The sequence below is a fragment of the Caproiciproducens sp. genome, from assembly GCF_053840905.1.
On record NZ_JBNLXQ010000010.1, the window covers coordinates 87,185 to 107,530 of the forward strand.

Consider the following 20,346-nt stretch of genomic DNA (forward strand, 5'->3'; position numbering starts at 1 on the left):
AAGTAATCAATAGGCATTATAGCACATCCGTTCCGAAAACCGCAAGCTGTCCCGGCAGACGGAAGGCATGCCGGCTCATTGACAATCGGGAGGAAAATGTTATAATGGCGTTGGAAGATAATAGCATGAAAACCGCTGAAGGAGGCTTATTATGACGTCATCTACGCTTCAACTGCATGATGTGGATGTTCCCGCGTTTTTAAAGGTGCTTGACCAGTGTGAGGGAAACGTCTTTCTGGTAACGCGCGAGGGCGACCATCTCAATTTAAAGAGCAAGCTCAGCCAGCTGGTCGGGCTGACACAGCTGATCGAAGGCGGAAAAATCGCGGAGGCCTTTATTATCTGTGAAAAACCGGAGGATGAATCCAGACTTTTCCGCTTCAATCTTTTCGGAACGGAAAAGGCGTAATCGGTATTGATGGATATGCCGTCCCGGCATATTTTCCGACGCCTGACAGTTTTTTCGACACTCTCGCCGCCCGTGAGGGCGGTTTTTTAGTACACGGGAACAGAAGGAGGAACATCATTGGCACACAGAAAAAATCAGAGAACACCTTTTTGGGTCTCTCTGCTGATTTTTGCCGCGATTTCGGCGGTTATGGCGTTCGGGTCCCGCGGCGGGACGGGAACGGTCGCCGGTCCGGCGCCGCAGAGTTCTCCGGGCGCACAGCCGTCCGGGGCGGAGCGGGACGCCACAAGCGTCTATTTTCTTGACGTAGGGCAGGGGGACAGCGAGCTGATCCGCCTGAAAACGGGTGAAAATATCCTGATCGACGCGGGCACCCCGGAAACGGCGCGGGAGCTTGCCGATTACCTGGCCGGTCTGGGGGTTTCAAAAATCGACTGCCTGATCGCGACGCACCCCCACGCCGACCACATTGGCGGGATGGAGCAGGTCGTCGACCGCTTTTCCGTCGGGAAGGTCTATATGCCCAGAATCCCCGACAGCCAGATTCCCACCACGGCAACCTATGAAAAGCTGCTGACCGCCATCGACCGGAAAGGACTCAAAATTACCGCCGCGAAAGCGGGCGCGGTGATTTTTGACAACGGGGAGGAAAAACTGGAAATACTGGCCCCGAATTCCGAAAAATACGGCGGTCTGAACAGCTATTCCATCGTTACGATGCTTACAAGCGGCGAAAAGCGCTTTCTGTTTACCGGGGACGCGGAATCGGACAGCGAAAAGGAAATGGTGAAAAAGGGGTACGACCTGCGGTGCGACGTCCTGAAATGCGGGCATCACGGAAGCTCCACCTCCACCGGCGCCGCCTTCCTGAAGGCGGCTGACCCGGGTACGGCAGTGATCTCCTGCGGACTGAACAACGATTACGGCCATCCGCACAAGGAGGTGCTGGACCGGCTGAAGAAAGCGGGAGTGACCGTTTACCGCACCGACCGGCAGAAAACCGTTCTGGCGCAATGCGACGGGAAGACGATCCGGTTTACCACGGGGCTGAAATCGGTCGCCGGATGAAGCGGAATCAATCATTTCAAAGGATCATAAAAAAGCGCCTTGAACGGAAAAACCGGTTCAAAGCGCTTGATTTATAAATTTTCTATTTTTAAAAGAGCATTCGCTTACTTTTCTTCGTTGAAAAACTTCTCCCAGTCAAAGTTGCTGTCCTGTACCGGCCGCGCCTGTGATTTCGGGAGAGAATCGGGGTCGGGGGAAGAAACGGACGGATCGCTCCGGTTTAAAAGATCCTGCGGAATGGGCGCGGTTTCTTCCTGATCGGACTTCACCGGCCTTTTATCCGGCTGCGGCTTCGCGGCGGGCCGGTGCTTTGCGACGGTCCGGGATTTTGCGGCGGGCGCCGTCTCCGCGGCGGCGGGGGCTTCGGTTTCGTTCGAGCTGGACTGAATATCGGTAAAGGACTGCGTATCGTCGGAAACGGCGTCGGTCTGGTGCTGCGTCTCGTCGCTGTAGGAGCTGATGTCCTCAAAGGTTTCGGGTTCATCGGCTTCCTGAACGCCGCCTGCGGGGGCGAACTTCAGGTTTTGACGGCGTCCCTGAAAAAAAAACTGAAGGTAGATGAACAGGCCGATTCCGCACAGCGCAAGAACGATCAGCACAACACCCAAAATCAGAAGCCAGGATACGCCGCCGATCCCCGACGGGGATTCGGCTTCACTGCTGACGGTACCGGCGGCCGCCACCGTTTCGCTGGAGGAGGACCCCCCGCTGGAAAGAAGCTCTCCCCAGTCCTGGGAAGAAAGCACGTCCGGGTCGCTGACGGTCTGCGCCGCCTGAGAAGCTCTTTTTTCGACCTCATTGGTGTGGGTATCGACATAGTGGTTTACCGCCGGCTCCTTGCTGGAAACCGCGGTAGCTCTGGAGCTTTCCGGATTGCTCGCGGCGGACTCGGCCTGACTGTTTTGGTCGGGCTGGGAAGCTTCCCCCTGTGAATTGCCGTCGGGCTGGGACGCCTCTCCCGGCTGGGAAGACGCTTCCCCCTGCGAAGCGTCTCCGGGCTGGGAAGAACCCCCGCCCGTGGAAACGGAGCTTGTGGGCTCCTGTCCGGGCGGGTCGACCGTGCTGCTTTGTGCAAAAGCAGTCAGCGTAAATACTGTGACCGCAAAAATCAGTGTCAGAAACACCGTCAGAAATCTCTTCGATTTTATATTCATTCTTACAAATCCTCTCAATGCTGATAAGCTGACATAAACATATCATATCATATAATATGGTTCCCATACAACTGTGAATTTTCTGTAAAATTTCCATAGAAATACATTTGCGGCAGGAGAAGATTGAAAAAAGGATTTTAGGATGATATAATTAAAAAATTAGTATGCAAAATGATTGTGGGAGTGCGATTATGGGCGTAATTATCAGCACCGACAGTGCCTGCGACTTGTTTCCCGATTTATATCAGCAATATCGGATCGAGATTGTCCCGCTTTATATTACGGTGGGAGGCCGCACCCGCCGGGATGTTTTTGAAATCGGGCCGGACGACCTTTTTGTGGATTACGAGAAAACGCACCGGCTGCCGAAAACGTCGGCTCCGCCGCCCGCCGATTTTTTTGAACTGTTCAAAAAGCAGACGGAGAACGGAAACGACGTGGTCCATATCGCGATGAATTCCAAATTTTCCTCGTCCTATCAGAACGCCTTGATCGCCGCGCGGGAATTCGACAACGTTTATGTGGTGGACACCTTTACGCTGAGCTCCGCTCAGGGCCTTTTGGTGCTCCGGGCCGCCGACATGCGCGACGCGGGCATGTCAGCAAAAGAGATTTTTGACAGAATCGAAACAGACAAAACCAAAATGCGCACCAACGTGCTTCTGGATACGCTGGAATTTGCCTACCGGGGCGGACGGGCCACCATGCTGCAGATGTTCGGGGCAAACCTGCTGAAGCTGCGCCCCTGCCTTCTGCTGGACACCCACGGCGTGCTTTCCGTGCGGCGGAAATTCCGCGGGAATTTCGCTCAGGTCTGCAGGGAATATATCCGTTTTGTGCTGGAGCAGCCGAATATGGACGACGAGCGCGCGTTTGTTTCCACCACGGGGATGGACCGGTCGCTTTTTGACAGCGTTGTCAGAATGGTGAAGGAAAGCGGGAAGTTCCGGCAGGTCCTCACCTCGCGCGCGGGATGCAGCATGACGGTCCACACGGGCCCCAACACGCTGGTTTTGTTTTACAAGGAAAAATAGGAGGAGCTATGCAGCGAAAGGTAAAAATTGTAGCCGACAGCACCTGCGACCTGAACGCACAGATGCTGGAGCGCTACCGGATCGAAGTTATTCCGCTCAACGTGAATCTGGGCGACAAGTCCTATCTGGACGGGGTAACCGTCCATACGCCGGATCTGTTCGAATATTATAAAAAGACCGGACAGCTTCCCACCACCTCCGCTCCGACTCCCGCGTATTACGAGGAGTTTTACCGCAGGTGGACGGACGAAGGCTGGGAGGTCGTGCATTTCAGTATCAGCGCGGAGCTGACCGTGACGCCGAATATCGCGAAGATGGCCGCCGAAAAGTTTGACGGCGTTTATCCCGTGGATTCCCGCAACGTGTCCAGCGGCATGGGCATCCTCGCCGTGAAGGCGGCCGAACTGCGCGATCAGGGATATTCCGCGGCGGAGATCGCACAGCGGGTCGGGGAAATGACCGGGAAGGTGCGCACCACCTGCGTAATCAGCACGCTCCTTTATATGTATAAGGGCGGGCGCTGCACCGGGGTGCAGGCGCTGGGCGCGAATCTGCTGAACCTGAAGCCCTGCATCGATGTGAAGGACGGCAAAATGGGCGTTGCCAAAAAGTACCGCGGAAGCCTGAAATCGGCGGTCTGCAAGCTGGTGGAGGATAGGCTGAAGGGCGCGGAAAACATCGACCTTTCCCGTCTTATCATCGCCCACTACGACGTAGACGATGAAACCATTGAAGCGGTCAGACAGAAGATCATGGAATACCAGAATTTTGAGGAAATCGTGGTTGGGGACTGTGGCTGTTCCGTTTCGGTTCACTGCGGGCCGGGGACCTTCGCCATTGTTTATATGGAAAAGTAAGTGAAAAAATGACCGCCGGAGGTTCCTCCGGCGGTTTTTCCGTTATAGAGGCCGTGTGGGTTCGCTGTTTGCCAGAAGGATATCCCGGGCCAGCTCCTCCAGCTGTTCCCAGCTTTCCAGAGCGCCCGCCCGGCGGCGGAACGACGCGGCGTTTTTGATCCCTTTCAGGTACCAGCCAACGTGCTTGCGCGCCTCGTTCATGGCGCGGTGCTCGCCCTTGTATCCGCACATCAGCCGGATATGCCGCAGCATGACCAGGATGCGCTCATGGATATCCGGCGGAGGGACGATCCGGCACGAATCGGTCAGGTAGGCGTTGATCTGTGAAAAAATCCACGGGTTGCCCAGCGCCCCGCGCCCGACCATCACCGCGTCGCAGCCGGTCTGCTCCAGCATCCGCGCGGCGGCCTGCGCGGAAACAACGTCGCCGTTTCCAATCACGGGGATGCCGACCGCCTGCTTGACCCGGCGGATAATTTCCCAGTCCGCGCCGGGGGCGTACATCTGCTCGCGCGTGCGGCCGTGGACGGTGACGGCGTCCGCTCCGGCGGCCTCGCAGATTTTAGCGACTTCCACCGCGTTGACGCTGCCGCTGTCCCAGCCCTTGCGTATTTTCACCGTGACCGGTACGGGGACGGCGCTTTTGACCGCCGCGACGATTTCCCCGCAGAGTCCGGGGCTTTTCATCAGCGCGCTGCCGGAGCCGCTGCAGCTCACCTTCGGCGCGGGGCATCCCATGTTGATGTCGATCACGTCCGGGCGGTACTCCATCGCCTTTTTTGCCGCCTGTGCCATCACGGCGGGCTCGCTCCCGAAAAGCTGGATGCCCGCCGGGCGCTCCGCGCCGCTCAGCTCCATCAGTTCGCCGGTCTTTTTGTCGTTGAACTGAAGTCCCTTCGAGCTGACCATTTCGCTGACCGCATAGGAGGCCCCGAACCGCACGCAGGTCTCGCGGAAAGCCCGGTCGGCCACGCCGGCCATCGGCGCGAGCACGGCGAAGCCATCTATCTGTAAATTGCCGATTTTCATGCAAAATTCCTTTCCGTTTTAAAATCCGCGTTCATTATAACACTTATTTTTTTCTTTGGAAAGTGCTATAATACCAATGTATATGTTTGAAAAGAAGCGGGGCTTTCCGGCTGGCGATGCTGCTTTCCGGTCCGCCCGCAGACGATACCGCTGAAAAAGGAGAACAACATGAAGCTGCTTGTACTTGACGGAAACAGCATACTGAACCGCGCGTTCTACGGCATCCGCCTTCTGACCACGAAGGAAGGCGTTTTTACCAACGGAATTTACGGCTTTCTGACCATGCTGCAGAAACTGAAAAACGAAACCGGCCCCGACGCGGTGGCCATCGCGTTCGATATGCGCGCGCCGACCTTCCGCCACAAGGAATACGCGGGTTACAAGGCGCAGCGCAAGGGCATGCCCGAAGAGCTGGCCCAGCAGCTTCCCAACCTCAAGGAGCTGCTGCGGCTTTTAGGCTACCGTCTGGTGGAGTGCGAGGGCTTTGAGGCCGACGATATTCTGGGCACGCTGGCGCACCGTTGCAGCGAAACCGGGGACGAGTGCGTTCTCGCCACCGGCGACCGCGACAGCCTTCAGCTGGTCGGGCCGCGTGTCAGCGTCCGTCTTGCCGCGACCAAATTCGGCCAGCCGCAGGTCACGGTTTACGACGAGGCCAAAATTATGGAAGACTACGGCGTGACCCCGAAGCAGCTGATCGACATCAAGGCGATTCAGGGGGATTCGTCGGACAATATTCCAGGCGTCGCGGGCATCGGCCCGAAGGGCGCTGGCGACCTGATTCAGAGATATCACGATCTGGATTCCATTTATCAAAAGATCGATACGCTCGATATCAAGGAGGGAATGCGCCAGAAGCTGATCAGGGACAAAGAGACCGCTTATCTGAGCCGCTACCTCGGGACCATCCGCACGGACGCGCCGGTCGATACGGAAATTTCCCACTATATTCCGCAGCCCTGCGACAATGACGCCGCCGCGCGCCTGATGGCAAAGCTGGAATTTTTCTCGCTGATCGACAAAATGGGCCTGCGCGAGCCCACCGCTTCTCCGGAAGGGGAGAAAGCGGAGGAAGCCGCGCCGGGCGTTGCGGAAAACACCGATCCGGCGGCGCTTTTGAAGGAACTTGAAAAGGCGGGCCGCGCCGACTTTATCGCGGAGGATGACGGCGGGAACCTGAAGCTGTATCTCAACAGCGGCAGCCGGATTCATGTGATCGACGACGCCGGATGGATCAAACGGCTCTGTGAGGACGAAACCATCCGCAAGAATACGCATGACATCAAACCGCTTTACGCCGCGCTGCTGGCGCGGGACATCGCGCTGAAAAACCCCGGGATCGACACGATGCTGGCGGCCTACCTGCTCAACCCGTCGGCGTCCGGCTACGAGCCGTCCCGGCTGGCGCAGGAGTACGGCGTCGCCCTGACCCGGCAGGAGGACGCCCGGCTGACGGACGCTTGTGTGATGCCCGCGCTTGCGGACGTGCTGGCCGGTGAAATCGGGAAGAAAAACCAGACGGAGCTGTTAAATAATATCGAAATGCCGCTGGCGGAAGTGCTGGCCCGCATGGAAACCGTCGGCTTTGCCGTGGACAGGGATGGCATCCGCTCGTACGGAGAGGTTTTACAGGCACAGATCGACACGATCCAGACGCAGATTTATGAAACGGTCGGCTATGAATTCAATATCAATTCCCCCAAACAGCTGGGCGAGGCGCTGTTTGAAAAACTGGGGCTGAACCGCGGGAAAAAGACGAAAACCGGCTATTCCACGGCGGTGGAAATTCTGGAAAACCTGCGCTACGAGCACCCGGCGGTGGAGCTGGTGCTGAATTACCGCAGCCTGGCAAAGCTGAAATCCACCTACTGCGAGGGCCTTTTAAAGGTGATCGCGCCCGACGGGAGAATCCATTCCAATTTCAACCAGACGGAAACGCGCACGGGCCGCATCAGTTCCACGGAGCCGAATCTGCAGAACATCCCCGTGCGCACCGACCTCGGCCGGGAAATGCGCCGTTTCTTTGTCGCGCGCGAGGACTGGGTGCTGGTGGACGCGGATTACTCCCAGATTGAGCTGCGCGTTCTGGCGCACGTTGCCAACGACAAAAATATGATACAGGCGTTTTTGAATAACGACGATATCCACCGCAGCACGGCGGCACAGGTGTTCCATATGCCGGAGCAGATGGTCACCCCGATGATGCGCAGCCGCGCCAAGGCGGTCAATTTCGGTATTGTGTACGGGATCGGCGCGTTTTCCCTTGCGAAGAACATTCATGTTACGCGCAGGGAGGCCGACACCTATATCAAGGATTACCTTGCCCACTATTCCGGGATCGACCGGTATATGAAAGAGGTCGTGGCGCTGGCGAAGGAGACCGGTTACGCCGAGACCATGTTCGGCCGCCGGCGCTACCTGCCGGAGCTGACCTCCAGCAATTTCAACATGCGCTCGTTCGGCGAGCGGGTGGCGCGCAACATGCCGATCCAGGGCGCCGCCGCCGATATCATCAAAATCGCGATGGTGAAGGTGGAAAAGCGGCTGGAAAAAGAGGGCATGCGGTCGCGTCTGATTTTGCAGGTGCACGACGAACTGATTGTGGAGTCCCCGAAGGACGAGGCGGAAAAGGCCGCGCGGATCCTGACGGAGGAAATGGAGAACGCCGTTTCCCTCTCCGTGCCGATGGTGGCCGAGGCGAAAATCGGAAAAACGTGGTACGAGGCGAAGGCATGACTATTTTCACCTGCCCCGTCTGCCGGGAAAAGCTGGACAGGCTTGCGAAAGCCTACGTCTGCAAAAACGGGCACAGCTACGATATTGCGGGGGAGGGCTATGTCCACCTTCTGCCGCCGAACAAAATGCACGCCAAAGTACCCGGCGACAATCAGGAAATGACCGCGTCGCGCCGCCGCTTTCTGGGATCCGGCGCCTACCGGCTTTTCAGCGATAAGCTCAACGAGCTGGTGCGCGCATATTCCCGGACAAAAAGTCCAATCCTCCTTGACGCGGGCTGCGGGGAGGGCTACTATACCGGGCGGCTGTGCGACGACCTGCTTTCCCACGGGTTTTCCCCGCGGGTCTTCGGGTTTGATATTTCCAAGTTCGCGGTAAAGGCTGCGGCGAAAAAATATAAATCGATTTCCTTCGCCGTCGCCAGCAGCTTCGCCATCCCGGTTTCGGACGGCGCGGCGGATTTTGCTCTGGACGTGTTCGCGCCGGTGGTGGAAAGCGAGCTGAACCGCGTGCTCAAACCGGGCGGAACTCTGATTCTGGCCGTGCCGGGTCCCCGCCATCTGTACGGGTTAAAGGAAATCCTGTACGAGAAGCCCTATGAGAACGAAGTGTTTGAGGCGGATTACGGCGGGTTTGCCTTTGCCGGCCGCGTGCCGGTACAGACCGACGCCGCGATTTCCGGCGCGTTGATTCAGGACCTGTTCGCCATGACGCCCTATTTCTATAAAACCGGGGCGGAGGGAGTACGGCGGCTGAAACAGGTGCAGACGCTAAAAACGCATCTCGAATTTGATTTTCTAATCTATGAAAAGGTGGGAGAAAATTGCGCAGGCGCAAAGAGCTGACAAACGAACAGTTTGAAAACATGGGCTTCCTTGTTTTGATCACGGTGCTGGCCCTGCTGTGCCGTTTTCTGCTTTTCCCGTTTGAGTCGGGGGATTACCACCAGTTTTTGCAGGGATGGTATACCTCGCTGAAGGACAACGGCGGCTTTGCGGCGGTGGGGATGGATATCGGCGACTATATGCCGACCTATCTTTATCTGCTTGCCGGGTTTACCTATCTTCCCGTTTCCGGGCTGACCGCGATTAAGCTGGTTTCCAGCCTGGCGGACATTGTTCTGGCCGTTTACGTGATGAAAACGGTCCGGCTGAAGGTTGAAGACCCCCTGTACGGGGGCATGGCTTACGCGGCTGTCCTGTTTCTGCCGAGCGTGGTGCTGAATTCGGCCGTCTGGGGACAGTGCGACGCGATTTTTACCGCCGCGCTCGTCGCCTGTGTGTACTATTTCATGCTGGATAAGGAATATCAGGCGGTCGCCGCCTTTGCCGTCGCGTTTATCTTTAAACTGCAGGCGGTGTTTCTGGCGCCGTTTTTGCTGCTCCTGCTCGTCAAGCGCAGGGTGCGCCCCAGCACCTTTCTGATGATTCCGTTCGTGTACCTGCTGGCCATCCTTCCCGCCCTGTTTCTGGGGCGCGGCATGCGGGAACTTCTGACGGTGTATTTTTCCCAGGCGGGGCAGTATAAGATGATCGCCATGTTCCTGCCGAACCTGTACACCTGGCTGCCGGAGGACACGCCGGAGTACATCAGCGCCGCCGCGGTGATCCTGGCCGGCGCGCTGACCATTGCCGTGCTTTTCTATCTGTATAAGAGGAAGTTTGTTTTTACGGACGAGCTGTTTGTTTCGCTGGCGCTCTTTTTCGCGCTGTTTTTACCGTTCGTCCTCCCGCATATGCACGAGCGGTATTTCTATCTGGCGGATATCCTGTCGGTTGTCTTCGCGTTTTATTTTCCGAAGATGCTCTATGTGCCGGTGGTCACGGTGCTGAGCTCCACCTACGCCGTCTGCCACAACCTGTTCAACACGGACTTTTTCAGCGTGCAGCTGCTGGCGGTCATGATGCTTTTCATTCTGATACAGGTCGCAAGGCACGCGGTGCGTCAGATTGACCTGCAGTCGGAGCAGCCGGGGCAGGTGCCGGGGTGAGCGGGGCGCGGATCGTGCCGATGGGCGAGGAGCACCTTGACGCGCTGACGAAGATCGACGCCCTCTGCTTTTCAGACCCCTGGACGCGCGAAGGGCTCCGCGCGGAGCTTTTCAGCGATACGGCCCGGTTTGCCGCGGCGGAGTGCGGGGAGGAGACCGTGGGCTGCGCGGGCATGCACTGCGTCTGCGGGGAGTGCTATATCGACAAGGTCTGCGTCCACCCCGGCTTTCGCCGGAGGGGGATCGCGCGGGCGCTGGTGCGGTATTTGATCGAGGACGCGGTCAAAAACCATGCGGAATTCATCACGCTGGAGGTGCGGCGGAGCAACGATGCCGCCGTTGCGCTTTACGCCGGGCTCGGCTTTGAGCCGGTCGGGGTCAGGAAGGATTTTTACACGTCACCGAAAGAGGACGCGCTTCTGATGACGAGATTTTTTTCAGAATAAAGGATGAACGCTCCGGTTTTCCGTCGGACAGCGGGCCGGACGGTTTTATTTTAAAGAATAAGGGGAAAATAGAGAATGCGGATTTTAGCACTGGAAAGCTCCTGCGACGAGACCGCCGCCGCGGTGGTGGAGGACGGAAGAACGGTTCTGTCTTCGGTGGTTGCCTCACAGGTGGAGGAACACAAACTTTACGGCGGCGTCGTGCCGGAAATCGCGTCGCGCCGCCACTGCGAGGCGATTGTGGGCGTTACGCAGAAAGCCCTTGACGACGCGGGAATGACGCTGGACGAGGTCGACGCCGTCGCCGTCACCTACGCGCCCGGACTGATCGGCGCGCTGCTGGTGGGCGTGAATTTTGCGAAGGGGCTGGCCCTGTCCTCCGGAAAGCCGATCGTGCCGGTGCATCACCTCCGTTCGCACATCGCCGCGAACTACATCACCTCACCGGAGCTGAAGCCGCCGTTTCTGTGCCTGATCGTCTCCGGTGGGCACAGCCATATTGTGGAGGTAAAGGATTATACGGACCTTCATGTTCTGGGCCGCACGCGCGACGACGCGGCCGGCGAAGCCTTTGACAAGGCCGCAAGGGCCATGGGGATGCCTTACCCCGGCGGGGTGGAGATGGACCGCCGCGCCGAGGGCGGGAACCCCAACGCTTTTTTGCTGCCGCGGCCGACGGTGGACGGCTCGCCGTACGATTACAGCTTTTCCGGGCTGAAAACGGCGGTCATCAATCTGATCCACAACGCGCAGCAGAAGGGACGGGCCTTGCCGGTGGAGGACCTGGCGGCCTCGTTCCGCAAGGCGGTGGTCGACTGTCTGGTCAAAAATTTTGTGAAGGCCGCGCAGGATACCGGCAGCACCAGGCTGGTGATCGCGGGCGGCGTTTCCGCCAATTCCCTTCTGCGCAGCCGTCTGCAAAGGGAATGCGGGGACCGCGGCTGGAAATTCTATATGCCGGAGCTGAAGCTTTGCGGGGACAACGCCGCCATGGTCGGCGCGCAGGGATACTATGAGTTTCTTGCAGGAAACATTGCGAAAATGGACCTGAACGCCCACGCGGCAATGCCGATTGAAGGAAGCTGATGAAAATCCTCCAAAATCAGAGCGAAAGCTTTGTGCATTTTACTATGGTAAATTTTTAACGAATTCAATATTTCAAGATTGATTAAAACGCCGCAATGTATTATAATGGGATCTAATATCATCAATTTTGGAAGGTCATTGGACCGGAAGGAGAAATGAGTCATGACAAGCAACAAGTCTGTTTTGAACTGGATCGAGGAAATGAAAGCGCTTGTTGGTCCGGATAAATTAGTCTGGATTGACGGGTCAGAGGCTCAGCTTGAGGCATTGCGCGCCGAAGCCTGTGCTTCGGGGGAACTTATCAAGCTGAATCAGGAAAAACTCCCTGGCTGCTACCTGCACCGCACCGCGGTAAACGACGTTGCCCGCGTTGAGGACAGGACCTTTATCTGCTCCCGCAAAGAAGAGGACGCAGGCCCGACCAATCACTGGAAGGATCCTCAGGAAACCTATAAAATGCTTTACGACATCGCAAGAGGCAGCTACAGGGGCCGCACCATGTACGTGATTCCCTATTCCATGGGCCCGATCGGCTCGCCGCTCGCAAAAATCGGCGTAGAGCTCACAGATTCCATTTATGTTGTGTTAAATATGGCGATTATGACCCGTGTGGGCCAGAAGGTCTGGGATACGCTGGGCGACAGCACCGACTGGGTAAAGGGCCTTCACTGCAAGTGCAGCATCGACGCGGAAAAGAGATACATCTGCCACTTCCCGGAGGACAACACCATTATCTCCGTCAACTCCGGCTACGGCGGAAACGTTCTGCTGGGCAAAAAGTGCTTTGCGCTGCGCATCGCTTCCTACCTTGGCAAGACCGAGGGCTGGATGGCGGAGCATATGCTGATTCTCGGCATTGAAAACCCGAAGGGCGAAATCAAATATGTCGCCGCCGCGTTCCCGTCCGCCTGCGGCAAGACCAACCTGGCGATGCTGATTCCGCCGGAAGGCTACCGCAGGAAGGGCTACAAGGTATGGACGGTCGGCGACGATATCGCCTGGATGCGCCAGGGCCCGGACGGCAGGCTGTACGCGATCAATCCTGAAAACGGATTCTTCGGCGTCGCTCCCGGCACCAACGACAAGTCAAACCCGAACGCGCTTGCTTCCACAAAGTCCGGCACCATCTTCACCAATGTCGCTCAGAATCTGGACGACAACACCGTCTGGTGGGAGGGCCTGGACAAGAATCCCCCGAAGCACGCGGTCAACTGGAAGGGCGAGCCCTGGGACGGCACCACTTCCGACCAGAAGGGCGCTCATCCGAACAGCCGCTTCACCGCTCCCGCAAAGAACTGCCCCTGCGTCAGCCCCGAGTTTGACAAGGGCGCGGGCGTTCCGATTTCCGCCATCATCTTCGGCGGCCGCCGCGCGCAGACCACTCCGCTGGTCTATCAGTCCCGCGACTGGAACAACGGCGTGTTCGTCGGCTCCATCATGGCTTCTGAAACAACCGCCGCCGCGACCGGAGCGGTCGGCGTAGTCCGCCGCGACCCGATGGCGATGCTGCCCTTCTGCGGCTACCATATGGGCGACTACTTCAAGCACTGGATCGAAATGGGCGAGAAGCTCGGCGATAAGGCTCCGAAGATTTTTAACGTCAACTGGTTCCGCCTCGACGAAGAAGGCCACTTCATTTGGCCGGGTTTCGGCGACAACCTCCGCGTGCTGGAGTGGATCATCAACCGCTGCGACGGAAAAGCCGACGCTGTTAAGACCCCGATCGGCTTTGTTCCGAAGGCGGAGGACATCAACCTGGAAGGCCTTGACTTCAGCGTAGATACCCTGAAGAGCATTCTTGAGATCAAGAACGATCAGTGGGTCAAGGAAGCCGAGGGCATTGAGGAATTCTACAAGAAGTTCGGCGACAAGCTTCCGAAGGAGCTGAGGAGTCAGCTCGATATCCTGAAGAACAACCTGAAATAACCATACTGATTTTCGGCGGCGGCTTTGTTGGAAAGCCGCCGCTTGTTTTATGCCTTTTGCAGTTTGAAAGCGGTTTCATGCATGTTTTAGGACAGAGTGCTATAAAATTGACGATGAAATCCATTTTTTTGCATTTTGACGATGAAATTGTCTCAAAAAGTATGAATAAATTGTTTCTAATTCAAAAAGTTTGTGTAAATATCCCATTGTCATATCCTGCCGGAAGCTCTATACTATAAATAAATCATGTTGATTACCCGGCAGCGCTTTGTCGGGCACTTTTATTTATCAGGAGGAAAAATTATGGCAGGCAGTTCAGAAACAGCATACCATCCGAAGGGAGACTTCTTTAATTTAAAGGGCAATCATACGAATGTCCGTACAGAAGTCGGAGCAGGTCTGACCACTTTCTTCGCAATGGCGTACATCATCGTCGTGAACCCGACCATGCTGTCCCAGACAGGCATGAAGTGGGGCGCCGTATTCCTTGCGACCATCATTGCTTCCGTAATCGGCACTCTTATTATGGGTCTGTTCGCAAATGTTCCGTATGCGCAGGCTCCGGGCATGGGCCTTAACGCTTTCTTTGTGTTTACCGTATGCTTCGGCTTACAGTTCAAATGGCAGGAAGCGCTCGCAATGGTCTTCATCTGCGGCCTTGTCAACATTTTCATTACGGTAACCAAAATCCGCAAGCTCATCATCAAATCCATTCCGGAAAGCCTTCAGAACGCCATCGGCGGCGGTATCGGCATTTTCATCGCCTACATCGGCATTAAAAACGCGGGCCTGATCCAGTTCACCTCCGACCCGGGTACTTATGTCCTTCTGGACAGCAAAACAGTCATCGCCTCCAGCGCCGCGGTCCCGGCCATTGTAAAGCTGAACGCGCCCGTTGTGCTGCTCGCTCTGTTCGGGCTTGCGCTGACCGTCGTCCTTCTGGTCAAAAACGTCAAGGGCGCCATTTTGATCAGCATCGCGGCTACCACGATTATCGGTATCCCGATGGGGATCACCACCATTGGCCAGAGCATGGGCTTTGCGGAAGCCTGCTCCCAGCTGCCGGAAACCTTCGGCGCCGCCTTCGGCAACCCCGGTATGGTTTCGCTCTTTGCCGACCCGGCGAAAATCCCGCTCGTATTGATGACCATTTTCGCCTTCAGCCTTTCCGATACCTTCGACACCATCGGTACCTTTATCGGCACCGGCCGCAAGACCGGAATTTTCAGCGCGGAGGATCAGCTGGCGCTGGAAACCAGCAACGGCTTTAAGTCCAAGATGGACAAGGCCCTGTTCGCGGACGCAACGGCGACCTCCATCGGCGCGATCTTCGGTACCTCCAACACCACGACCTATGTGGAAAGCGCGGCGGGCATCGGCGCGGGCGGCCGCACCGGCCTGACCAGCGTCGTGACCGCGGTCATGTTTATCATCAGCGCGTTTTTCGCCCCGCTGATCAGCGCGGTTCCTTCCGCCGCTACGGCTCCCGCCCTGATCGTCGTCGGCATTATGATGCTCAGCTCCTTTAAGGAGATTGAGTGGACCAATCTGGAAGAGGCGGTTCCCGCTTTCTTTGCCGGTATTTTCATGGCGCTCTGCTACAGCATTTCCTACGGGATCGCGGCAGGCTTCATTTTCTACTGCCTCATCAAAGTTTTCCGCGGCAAGGCCAAAGAGATTCACCCGATTCTCTGGGTTGCCACCGGCCTGTTCATTCTGAACTTCGCGATTCTGGCGGTTATTTCCTGATTTGTTCATCCTATTTCTCATAGAGGCCCCGCACGGTATCGTGCGGGGCTTTTCTCCTTTATTCCTGCGGTTTCCTGTGGTATAATAACCACAGAAAATTTGTATTTCTATTTTTGAAACCTGAGGTGGATTATGCCCAGATTTTTTATCAACTACGTTCCGGAGGAGCAGGTGGTGATCGCCGGGGAGGACGCCCGCCACATTGCGCGGTCCCTGCGGATGCAGTCCGGCGAAGGCCTGATTCTCTGCGACAGCATCGGGACGGACTACAACGGCAGAATCGAGAGCGTGGCGGACGACCGGGTCGTTGTGCGCGTCCTGAATTTCTGCAAAAGCGTGGCGGAGCCGGGCGTCCGTGTCACGGTGTACCAGAGCCTGCCCAAGGCGGATAAGATGGACGGCATTGTGCAGAAATCGGTGGAAACGGGCGCGGTGGGGATTGTGCCCGTCATGACCGCGCGCTGTGTCTCAAGGCCGGACGAAAAAGCGGCGGACAAAAAAATCATCCGCTGGCAGAAGATCGCACACGAAGCGGCCAAGCAGAGCGGCCGGGGAATCATCCCGCAGGTCGCCCCGCTTACGGATTTCCGTCAGGCAGTGAAACAGGCGGCCCAAGCCGGGGAGATCATTCTCTTCTTTGAGGGCGGCGGGCAGAGCATCTCAAAGCTGGCAAACGGCGAAACCCGGGAGCTGGCGATCTTTATCGGGCCGGAGGGCGGCTTTGAACAGTCGGAGGTCGATTTCGCGGTGGAAAACGGCGCGGCCGTCGGCACGCTCGGCGCGCGGATCCTCCGCACGGAGACCGCGCCCATTGCGGCGCTTTCGGCGATTATGCTCGCAACGGGGAATATGTAGCCGGACAATGCAAGAAAGGAGAATGCATCTTGGACCAATATGACTGGATCGACGGGTACTGCCTTGCTAAGAAAGGCGTAGTGAAAGACTATAAACCGGAATGGGACGCTGTACGCTACCGTGTGGGGGATAAAATGTTCGCCATGCAGGGAGGGGACAGGGAAGGCCGCCCCATTATTACCATCAAGCTGGAACCCACGCTGGGCGCTTTGCTGCGTTCCCGGTATTCCGACATTGTGCCGGGCTATTATATGAATAAAGAGCACTGGAACTCCCTGTATCTGGAGGGAACTGTTCCGGACGAAACGGTCAGGGAAATGCTGGACAACGCGTACGCGGTTGTATTCGCCTCTCTGAGCAGAAAAGTGCGCCGGGAACTGGAAGAAGGGAATCGGGAAAAATGAAAACAGCTTTGATTACCGGGGCCTCCCGCGGAATCGGAAGAGCGGCTGCCCTCCGCCTTGCCGGGGACGGCTTCCGTGTCGTCGTCAATTATCATACCTCCAAAGGAGAAGCGGAAACCCTTCTGGACGAGCTGAACGCGCGGTATTTTCGCGGCTGCGCCGCGGTACGGGCCGATGTTTCCGACAGGGCACAGGTGGAAGAGATGTTTGCTTTAGCCGGCGGCGTGGATGTGCTGGTCAACAACGCGGGCATCGCGCAGCAGAAACTCTTTACGGACCTTACGGAACAGGATTGGGACAGGATGTTCGACGTGGACGTCAAGGGGATTTTCCACTGCTGTCAGTGCGCGCTTCCGTATATGATTCACCGCAAGCAGGGGAAAATCATCAATATCTCCTCCATGTGGGGACAGGTCGGCGCTTCCTGTGAGGTGCATTATTCCGCGGCAAAGGCGGCGGTGATCGGGCTGACCAAAGCGCTGGCGAAGGAAGTCGGCCCGTCGGGAATCCAGGTCAACTGCGTGGCACCGGGCGTCATAGCGACCGAAATGAACGCGCAGCTTGACGAAAGCACCCTTTGTGGGCTGAAAGAGGAGACCCCGCTCGGCATGCTTGGCGCGGCGGAGGATATTGCCGCCGCCGTCAGTTTCCTTGCGGGGGAAAATTCGCGCTTTATCACCGGTCAGGTGCTGGGCGTCAACGGCGGCATGATTATCTGAAAGATAACGGGCCGCGGGTTGTTTCAAATACAATTTATTCATAACCGTTACAAAGCTGTCAGAAATATAGACATTCCATGATTTTCCATGATACTATAATGAAAGTGATAAGGAATTTCATATCGTTGACAATAGAGAAGCAGGAAAAGGGGAATCGGGATGATCTACCGGGCAAAGCGCGCGGCGCTTCTGCTGCTGGCGGTTTGCGTCCTTTTGCAGGCGGGCTGCGCCGGGAAAGCGGAAGCACAGACAAATTCCAGCAGGGTAAACGGTTTTTCACAAGGCAGCAATGTGGTCAACGCCAAAGAAGACGGAGTGCGGATTCAGACCGCCGTTCCGACATTCGTCGGCTTTTCCGCGGCGCAGGAGCTGAACGAAAAAATCAGGGAGATTTCCGATAACGGACTTGCCGAGGTAAAGCGGGCGGAAAAGGAGCTTGGCAATTCGGCGGCGAAGGGGAATCTTTTTTTCCAGAGCTGTTACGATCTCTTTTGGGATAATGATATCCTTTCCGTGTGGCTCATGAATGAGAATTACACGGGCGGCGCACACGGCTACCGGTGGGTGAAGTCTTTCAATGTGAATATTCAGACCGGGGAATCCTACGATACGCCCGGTGCGCTGTTTAAGGACCCCGAAGCGGGAACCAAACAAATTACGGATAAGATCCTCAAGAATATTAAAGAGCGTCCCGATCTTTATTTTCCCGAAGCGGCAAAAACGGTGGAGGAAAAGCACGGCGCGTATTCTTATTATCTGGACGGGCAGGACCTTGTCGTCTATTTTGACCTGTATGAGCTGATGCCTTACGCGGGAGGAATGCCGGAGTTCCGCTTTTCGCTGGATGACCTCGACCTGAAATTCCGCATGGGCAATAACCCGGACCGGTTGAACGTACGGCACAACGGGATGGATATGGAGTTTCAGAATCCGGTCGTTGTGAACGACGGCGGCGTGCTTTTGCCGCTGGAAGAAACCGCCGACACGCTGAATCATACTGTGGAAAAGACGGACGCGGGTTACAAGGTGGACGGGAAAAGCGTGAAACCGACTATGATCGACGGCGCGGCGTATATGCCGGTCGAAACTTTCAATACGCTGGGGGAAAACGGTCCGATTCCCGGCTTCGTCTTCTATGACGGAAAAACGCTCTGGATTTTCACCCAGACCGCGCAAAGTGAGGAAGAAAAAAAGCTGATGAGCAGCAGCCTGAACAGCGTCGGAAGCGAGATTTATCTGAACAGCGCTCCGGGCGGCACCTCTTCCGAGGTTTCATGGAAGAAAAGGATGTGCTATATCAAAAGCTACGATGAAAAAACCGAAACTGTTGCTCTGGACCCGATCGAATGGATCACCAGTGAAGATAAGACCCGGATTCAGGAGTTGAAACTCGACGGTGATTTCCCGGACGGCTACTGCATTTACAATCCTACCGTGGAAACGGAGAAAATAAAGCTTTCTGGAAACGCGAAAATCAGTCTTATTCAGTGGAATGCGCAAAACGTGGCGGAATCCTACGTACAGACAGACGCCGCGGGACTGGGGAAGCGCCTTGCTGAGGACGGCGCTCTGAGCTTTCCCTATGAATACACCGTAAGCGACGGAAGAATCATCGCGCTGCGGGAGCAGTACGTGCCGTAATTTGATTAACAGCAATTCCATTTCAACTTGTGAGAAACGCAAACTTGTTGCAGAATCAACCGGAAATGCTATAAGATTGGATACAGGGAGGGAAAACGATGAGAAACAGGGGATTTTTGGCGCTTTCCGCCGTATTGCTGATGACGGCGTACATCCTCGGCGGCTGCGCCTCACAGGGGAGGGGCTCCGCCGCAGCGCCCGCGACGGAACAGCAATCCGCCGCCATGCAGGACGCGCGGGCAGCGAACGAAGCGGCGGGAATCGACGGAGGGCAGAAGTCACTGTCTGAGAACGGTACCGCGAGTACGGCGGGCGGCAATCCGACCGCGGGTGAAATCGCGGCCGCTTCTTCCAGCCAGAAGATCATAGAGCGCCTGTCGTATCAGATAGAAACACTGAAATTCGACGACTCCGTCCAGAAGGTCCAGAGCCTCTGCACGGAGCTGAACGGCTATGTGCAGGATTCCAGCGTCACGGGCAGCGGGATAGAGGAGCAGGACCTGCGTTCCGCGAGCTTTGTTCTGCGGATTCCACAGGAAAAACTCAGCCAGTTCAAAAGCAGCGCGGGCTCCATCGGGAGCGTCCTGAATCTGACCAGCTCGAGCGAAAATATCAGCGAAAGCTACTACGATACCGAAGCAAGGCTGAAAAGCCTGCGTACCCAGCAGGAAAGGCTGATGGCCCTGCTGCAGAAATCCGGTTCCCTGACCGATATCATCGCGCTGGAAAAGGCGCTTGCGGACGTCAATTACCAGATCGAGCAGTACACCGGCACTTTGCGTCAGTACGATTCCCTCATTCACTACAGCACCGTTTCCATTCAGCTCAACGAGGTCGTAAAGCCCACGGAGCTTGAAAAGACGCCGGTGACCCTCGGCGAAAAAATTTCAAGGCAGTTCAGGGATTCCCTGCGCGCGCTCGGCGGGTTCGGGGAAGGGCTGCTGGTCTTTGTGCTCGGCGGCGCGCCCGTGATCCTGCTTCTGGCGGTGATCGCGGCGGCGGTGGTGTTTGTCCTGCGCAAAAAGAGAAGAAGGTCTGAAAAGGCGGCGAAAAAGGCCGCAGCAGCGTTTACACAGGAACAGAAAGAAGAGAGTTCCGGAGATAAATAGTTCGTATAGCCGAAAGCGGGCCGTTTCCCAGCTTGGGGAAGCGGCCCGCTTTTGTATGCGTAATACCCATCTTCCATCAGAGAGCGGAAAAAAATAATGATCCTCCCTCCCCGCCACAGGCGGGGAGGGAGGAT

At 56.6% G+C, this 20,346-nt stretch carries 18 protein-coding genes; 16 read left to right on the plus strand and 2 right to left on the minus strand.

The window, feature by feature from the left end; genetic code table 11:
• Window positions 1-151: 151 nt before the first annotated feature.
• Window positions 152-409: a hypothetical protein gene (locus tag ACQGQ5_RS11450; protein WP_455736629.1), complete on the plus strand. Its 258-nt coding sequence runs from the start codon at window positions 152-154 to the stop codon at window positions 407-409.
• A 117-nt stretch (window positions 410-526) separates the two neighbouring features.
• The gene (locus ACQGQ5_RS11455; RefSeq protein ID WP_455736630.1) at window positions 527-1,477 is read left to right on the plus strand and encodes a ComEC/Rec2 family competence protein; all 951 of its coding nucleotides are present in this window, start codon (window positions 527-529) and stop codon (window positions 1,475-1,477) included.
• A gap of 104 nt (window positions 1,478-1,581) precedes the next feature.
• Here the strand turns inward: ACQGQ5_RS11455 and ACQGQ5_RS11460 are convergent, their stop codons facing one another.
• On the minus strand, window positions 1,582-2,631 hold the full coding sequence (locus ACQGQ5_RS11460) for a hypothetical protein (RefSeq protein ID WP_455736631.1): 1,050 nt from the start codon (window positions 2,629-2,631) through the stop codon (window positions 1,582-1,584).
• A 191-nt stretch (window positions 2,632-2,822) separates the two neighbouring features.
• On the opposite strand from ACQGQ5_RS11460, the gene ACQGQ5_RS11465 reads away from it, so the two are divergent.
• A complete protein-coding gene (locus ACQGQ5_RS11465; RefSeq protein WP_455736632.1) occupies window positions 2,823-3,665 on the plus strand; it encodes a DegV family protein in 843 nt (280 codons plus the stop codon).
• A gap of 8 nt (window positions 3,666-3,673) precedes the next feature.
• The gene (locus ACQGQ5_RS11470; protein WP_455736633.1) at window positions 3,674-4,522 is read left to right on the plus strand and encodes a DegV family protein; all 849 of its coding nucleotides are present in this window, start codon (window positions 3,674-3,676) and stop codon (window positions 4,520-4,522) included.
• Between the two features lie 42 nt (window positions 4,523-4,564).
• Here the strand turns inward: ACQGQ5_RS11470 and dusB are convergent, their stop codons facing one another.
• On the minus strand, window positions 4,565-5,551 hold the full coding sequence (gene dusB, locus ACQGQ5_RS11475; RefSeq protein WP_455736634.1) for a tRNA dihydrouridine synthase DusB: 987 nt from the start codon (window positions 5,549-5,551) through the stop codon (window positions 4,565-4,567).
• 168 nt (window positions 5,552-5,719) lie between these two features.
• Here dusB and polA point away from each other — a divergent pair, with 168 nt between their 5' ends.
• The 12 genes from polA (at window position 5,720) to ACQGQ5_RS11535 (ending at window position 20,212) form a co-directional block, all read left to right on the plus strand.
• A complete protein-coding gene (gene polA, locus ACQGQ5_RS11480) occupies window positions 5,720-8,287 on the plus strand; it encodes a DNA polymerase I (protein ID WP_455736635.1) in 2,568 nt (855 codons plus the stop codon).
• Complete coding sequence (locus tag ACQGQ5_RS11485) at window positions 8,284-9,132, plus strand: putative RNA methyltransferase (protein ID WP_455736636.1); 849 nt, start codon at window positions 8,284-8,286, stop codon at window positions 9,130-9,132. The genes polA and ACQGQ5_RS11485 overlap by 4 nt, the downstream gene beginning before the upstream one ends.
• Entirely contained in the window at window positions 9,111-10,277 is a 1,167-nt protein-coding gene (locus tag ACQGQ5_RS11490; protein WP_455736637.1) for a hypothetical protein, read from the plus strand. The genes ACQGQ5_RS11485 and ACQGQ5_RS11490 overlap by 22 nt, the downstream gene beginning before the upstream one ends.
• On the plus strand, window positions 10,274-10,723 hold the full coding sequence (gene rimI / locus ACQGQ5_RS11495) for a ribosomal protein S18-alanine N-acetyltransferase (RefSeq protein ID WP_455736638.1): 450 nt from the start codon (window positions 10,274-10,276) through the stop codon (window positions 10,721-10,723). Before ACQGQ5_RS11490 ends, rimI begins: the two co-directional genes overlap by 4 nt.
• Before the next feature lie 75 nt (window positions 10,724-10,798).
• Window positions 10,799-11,809: a tRNA (adenosine(37)-N6)-threonylcarbamoyltransferase complex transferase subunit TsaD gene (gene tsaD, locus ACQGQ5_RS11500; protein ID WP_455736639.1), complete on the plus strand. Its 1,011-nt coding sequence runs from the start codon at window positions 10,799-10,801 to the stop codon at window positions 11,807-11,809.
• A gap of 162 nt (window positions 11,810-11,971) precedes the next feature.
• Window positions 11,972-13,735, plus strand: coding sequence for a phosphoenolpyruvate carboxykinase (GTP) (locus tag ACQGQ5_RS11505; protein ID WP_455736640.1), 1,764 nt, complete (start codon window positions 11,972-11,974; stop codon window positions 13,733-13,735).
• Between the two features lie 303 nt (window positions 13,736-14,038).
• The gene (locus tag ACQGQ5_RS11510; protein ID WP_455736641.1) at window positions 14,039-15,484 is read left to right on the plus strand and encodes an NCS2 family permease; all 1,446 of its coding nucleotides are present in this window, start codon (window positions 14,039-14,041) and stop codon (window positions 15,482-15,484) included.
• A gap of 132 nt (window positions 15,485-15,616) precedes the next feature.
• Entirely contained in the window at window positions 15,617-16,339 is a 723-nt protein-coding gene (locus ACQGQ5_RS11515; RefSeq protein ID WP_455736642.1) for a 16S rRNA (uracil(1498)-N(3))-methyltransferase, read from the plus strand.
• Window positions 16,340-16,368: 29 nt separating this feature from the next.
• Window positions 16,369-16,743 (plus strand): MmcQ/YjbR family DNA-binding protein, encoded by a 375-nt coding sequence (locus ACQGQ5_RS11520; protein WP_455736643.1) that lies wholly within the window; start codon window positions 16,369-16,371, stop codon window positions 16,741-16,743.
• Entirely contained in the window at window positions 16,740-17,462 is a 723-nt protein-coding gene (gene ymfI / locus ACQGQ5_RS11525; RefSeq protein ID WP_455736644.1) for an elongation factor P 5-aminopentanone reductase, read from the plus strand. The genes ACQGQ5_RS11520 and ymfI overlap by 4 nt, the downstream gene beginning before the upstream one ends.
• Before the next feature lie 159 nt (window positions 17,463-17,621).
• Window positions 17,622-19,103 carry a DUF3298 domain-containing protein gene (locus tag ACQGQ5_RS11530; RefSeq protein WP_455736645.1) on the plus strand — a complete coding sequence of 494 codons (1,482 nt, stop codon included), beginning with the start codon at window positions 17,622-17,624 and terminating at the stop codon, window positions 19,101-19,103.
• A 98-nt stretch (window positions 19,104-19,201) separates the two neighbouring features.
• Window positions 19,202-20,212, plus strand: a complete 1,011-nt coding sequence (locus ACQGQ5_RS11535) for a DUF4349 domain-containing protein (RefSeq protein ID WP_455736646.1) — start codon at window positions 19,202-19,204, stop codon at window positions 20,210-20,212.
• The last annotated feature ends 134 nt before the right edge of the window (window positions 20,213-20,346 follow it).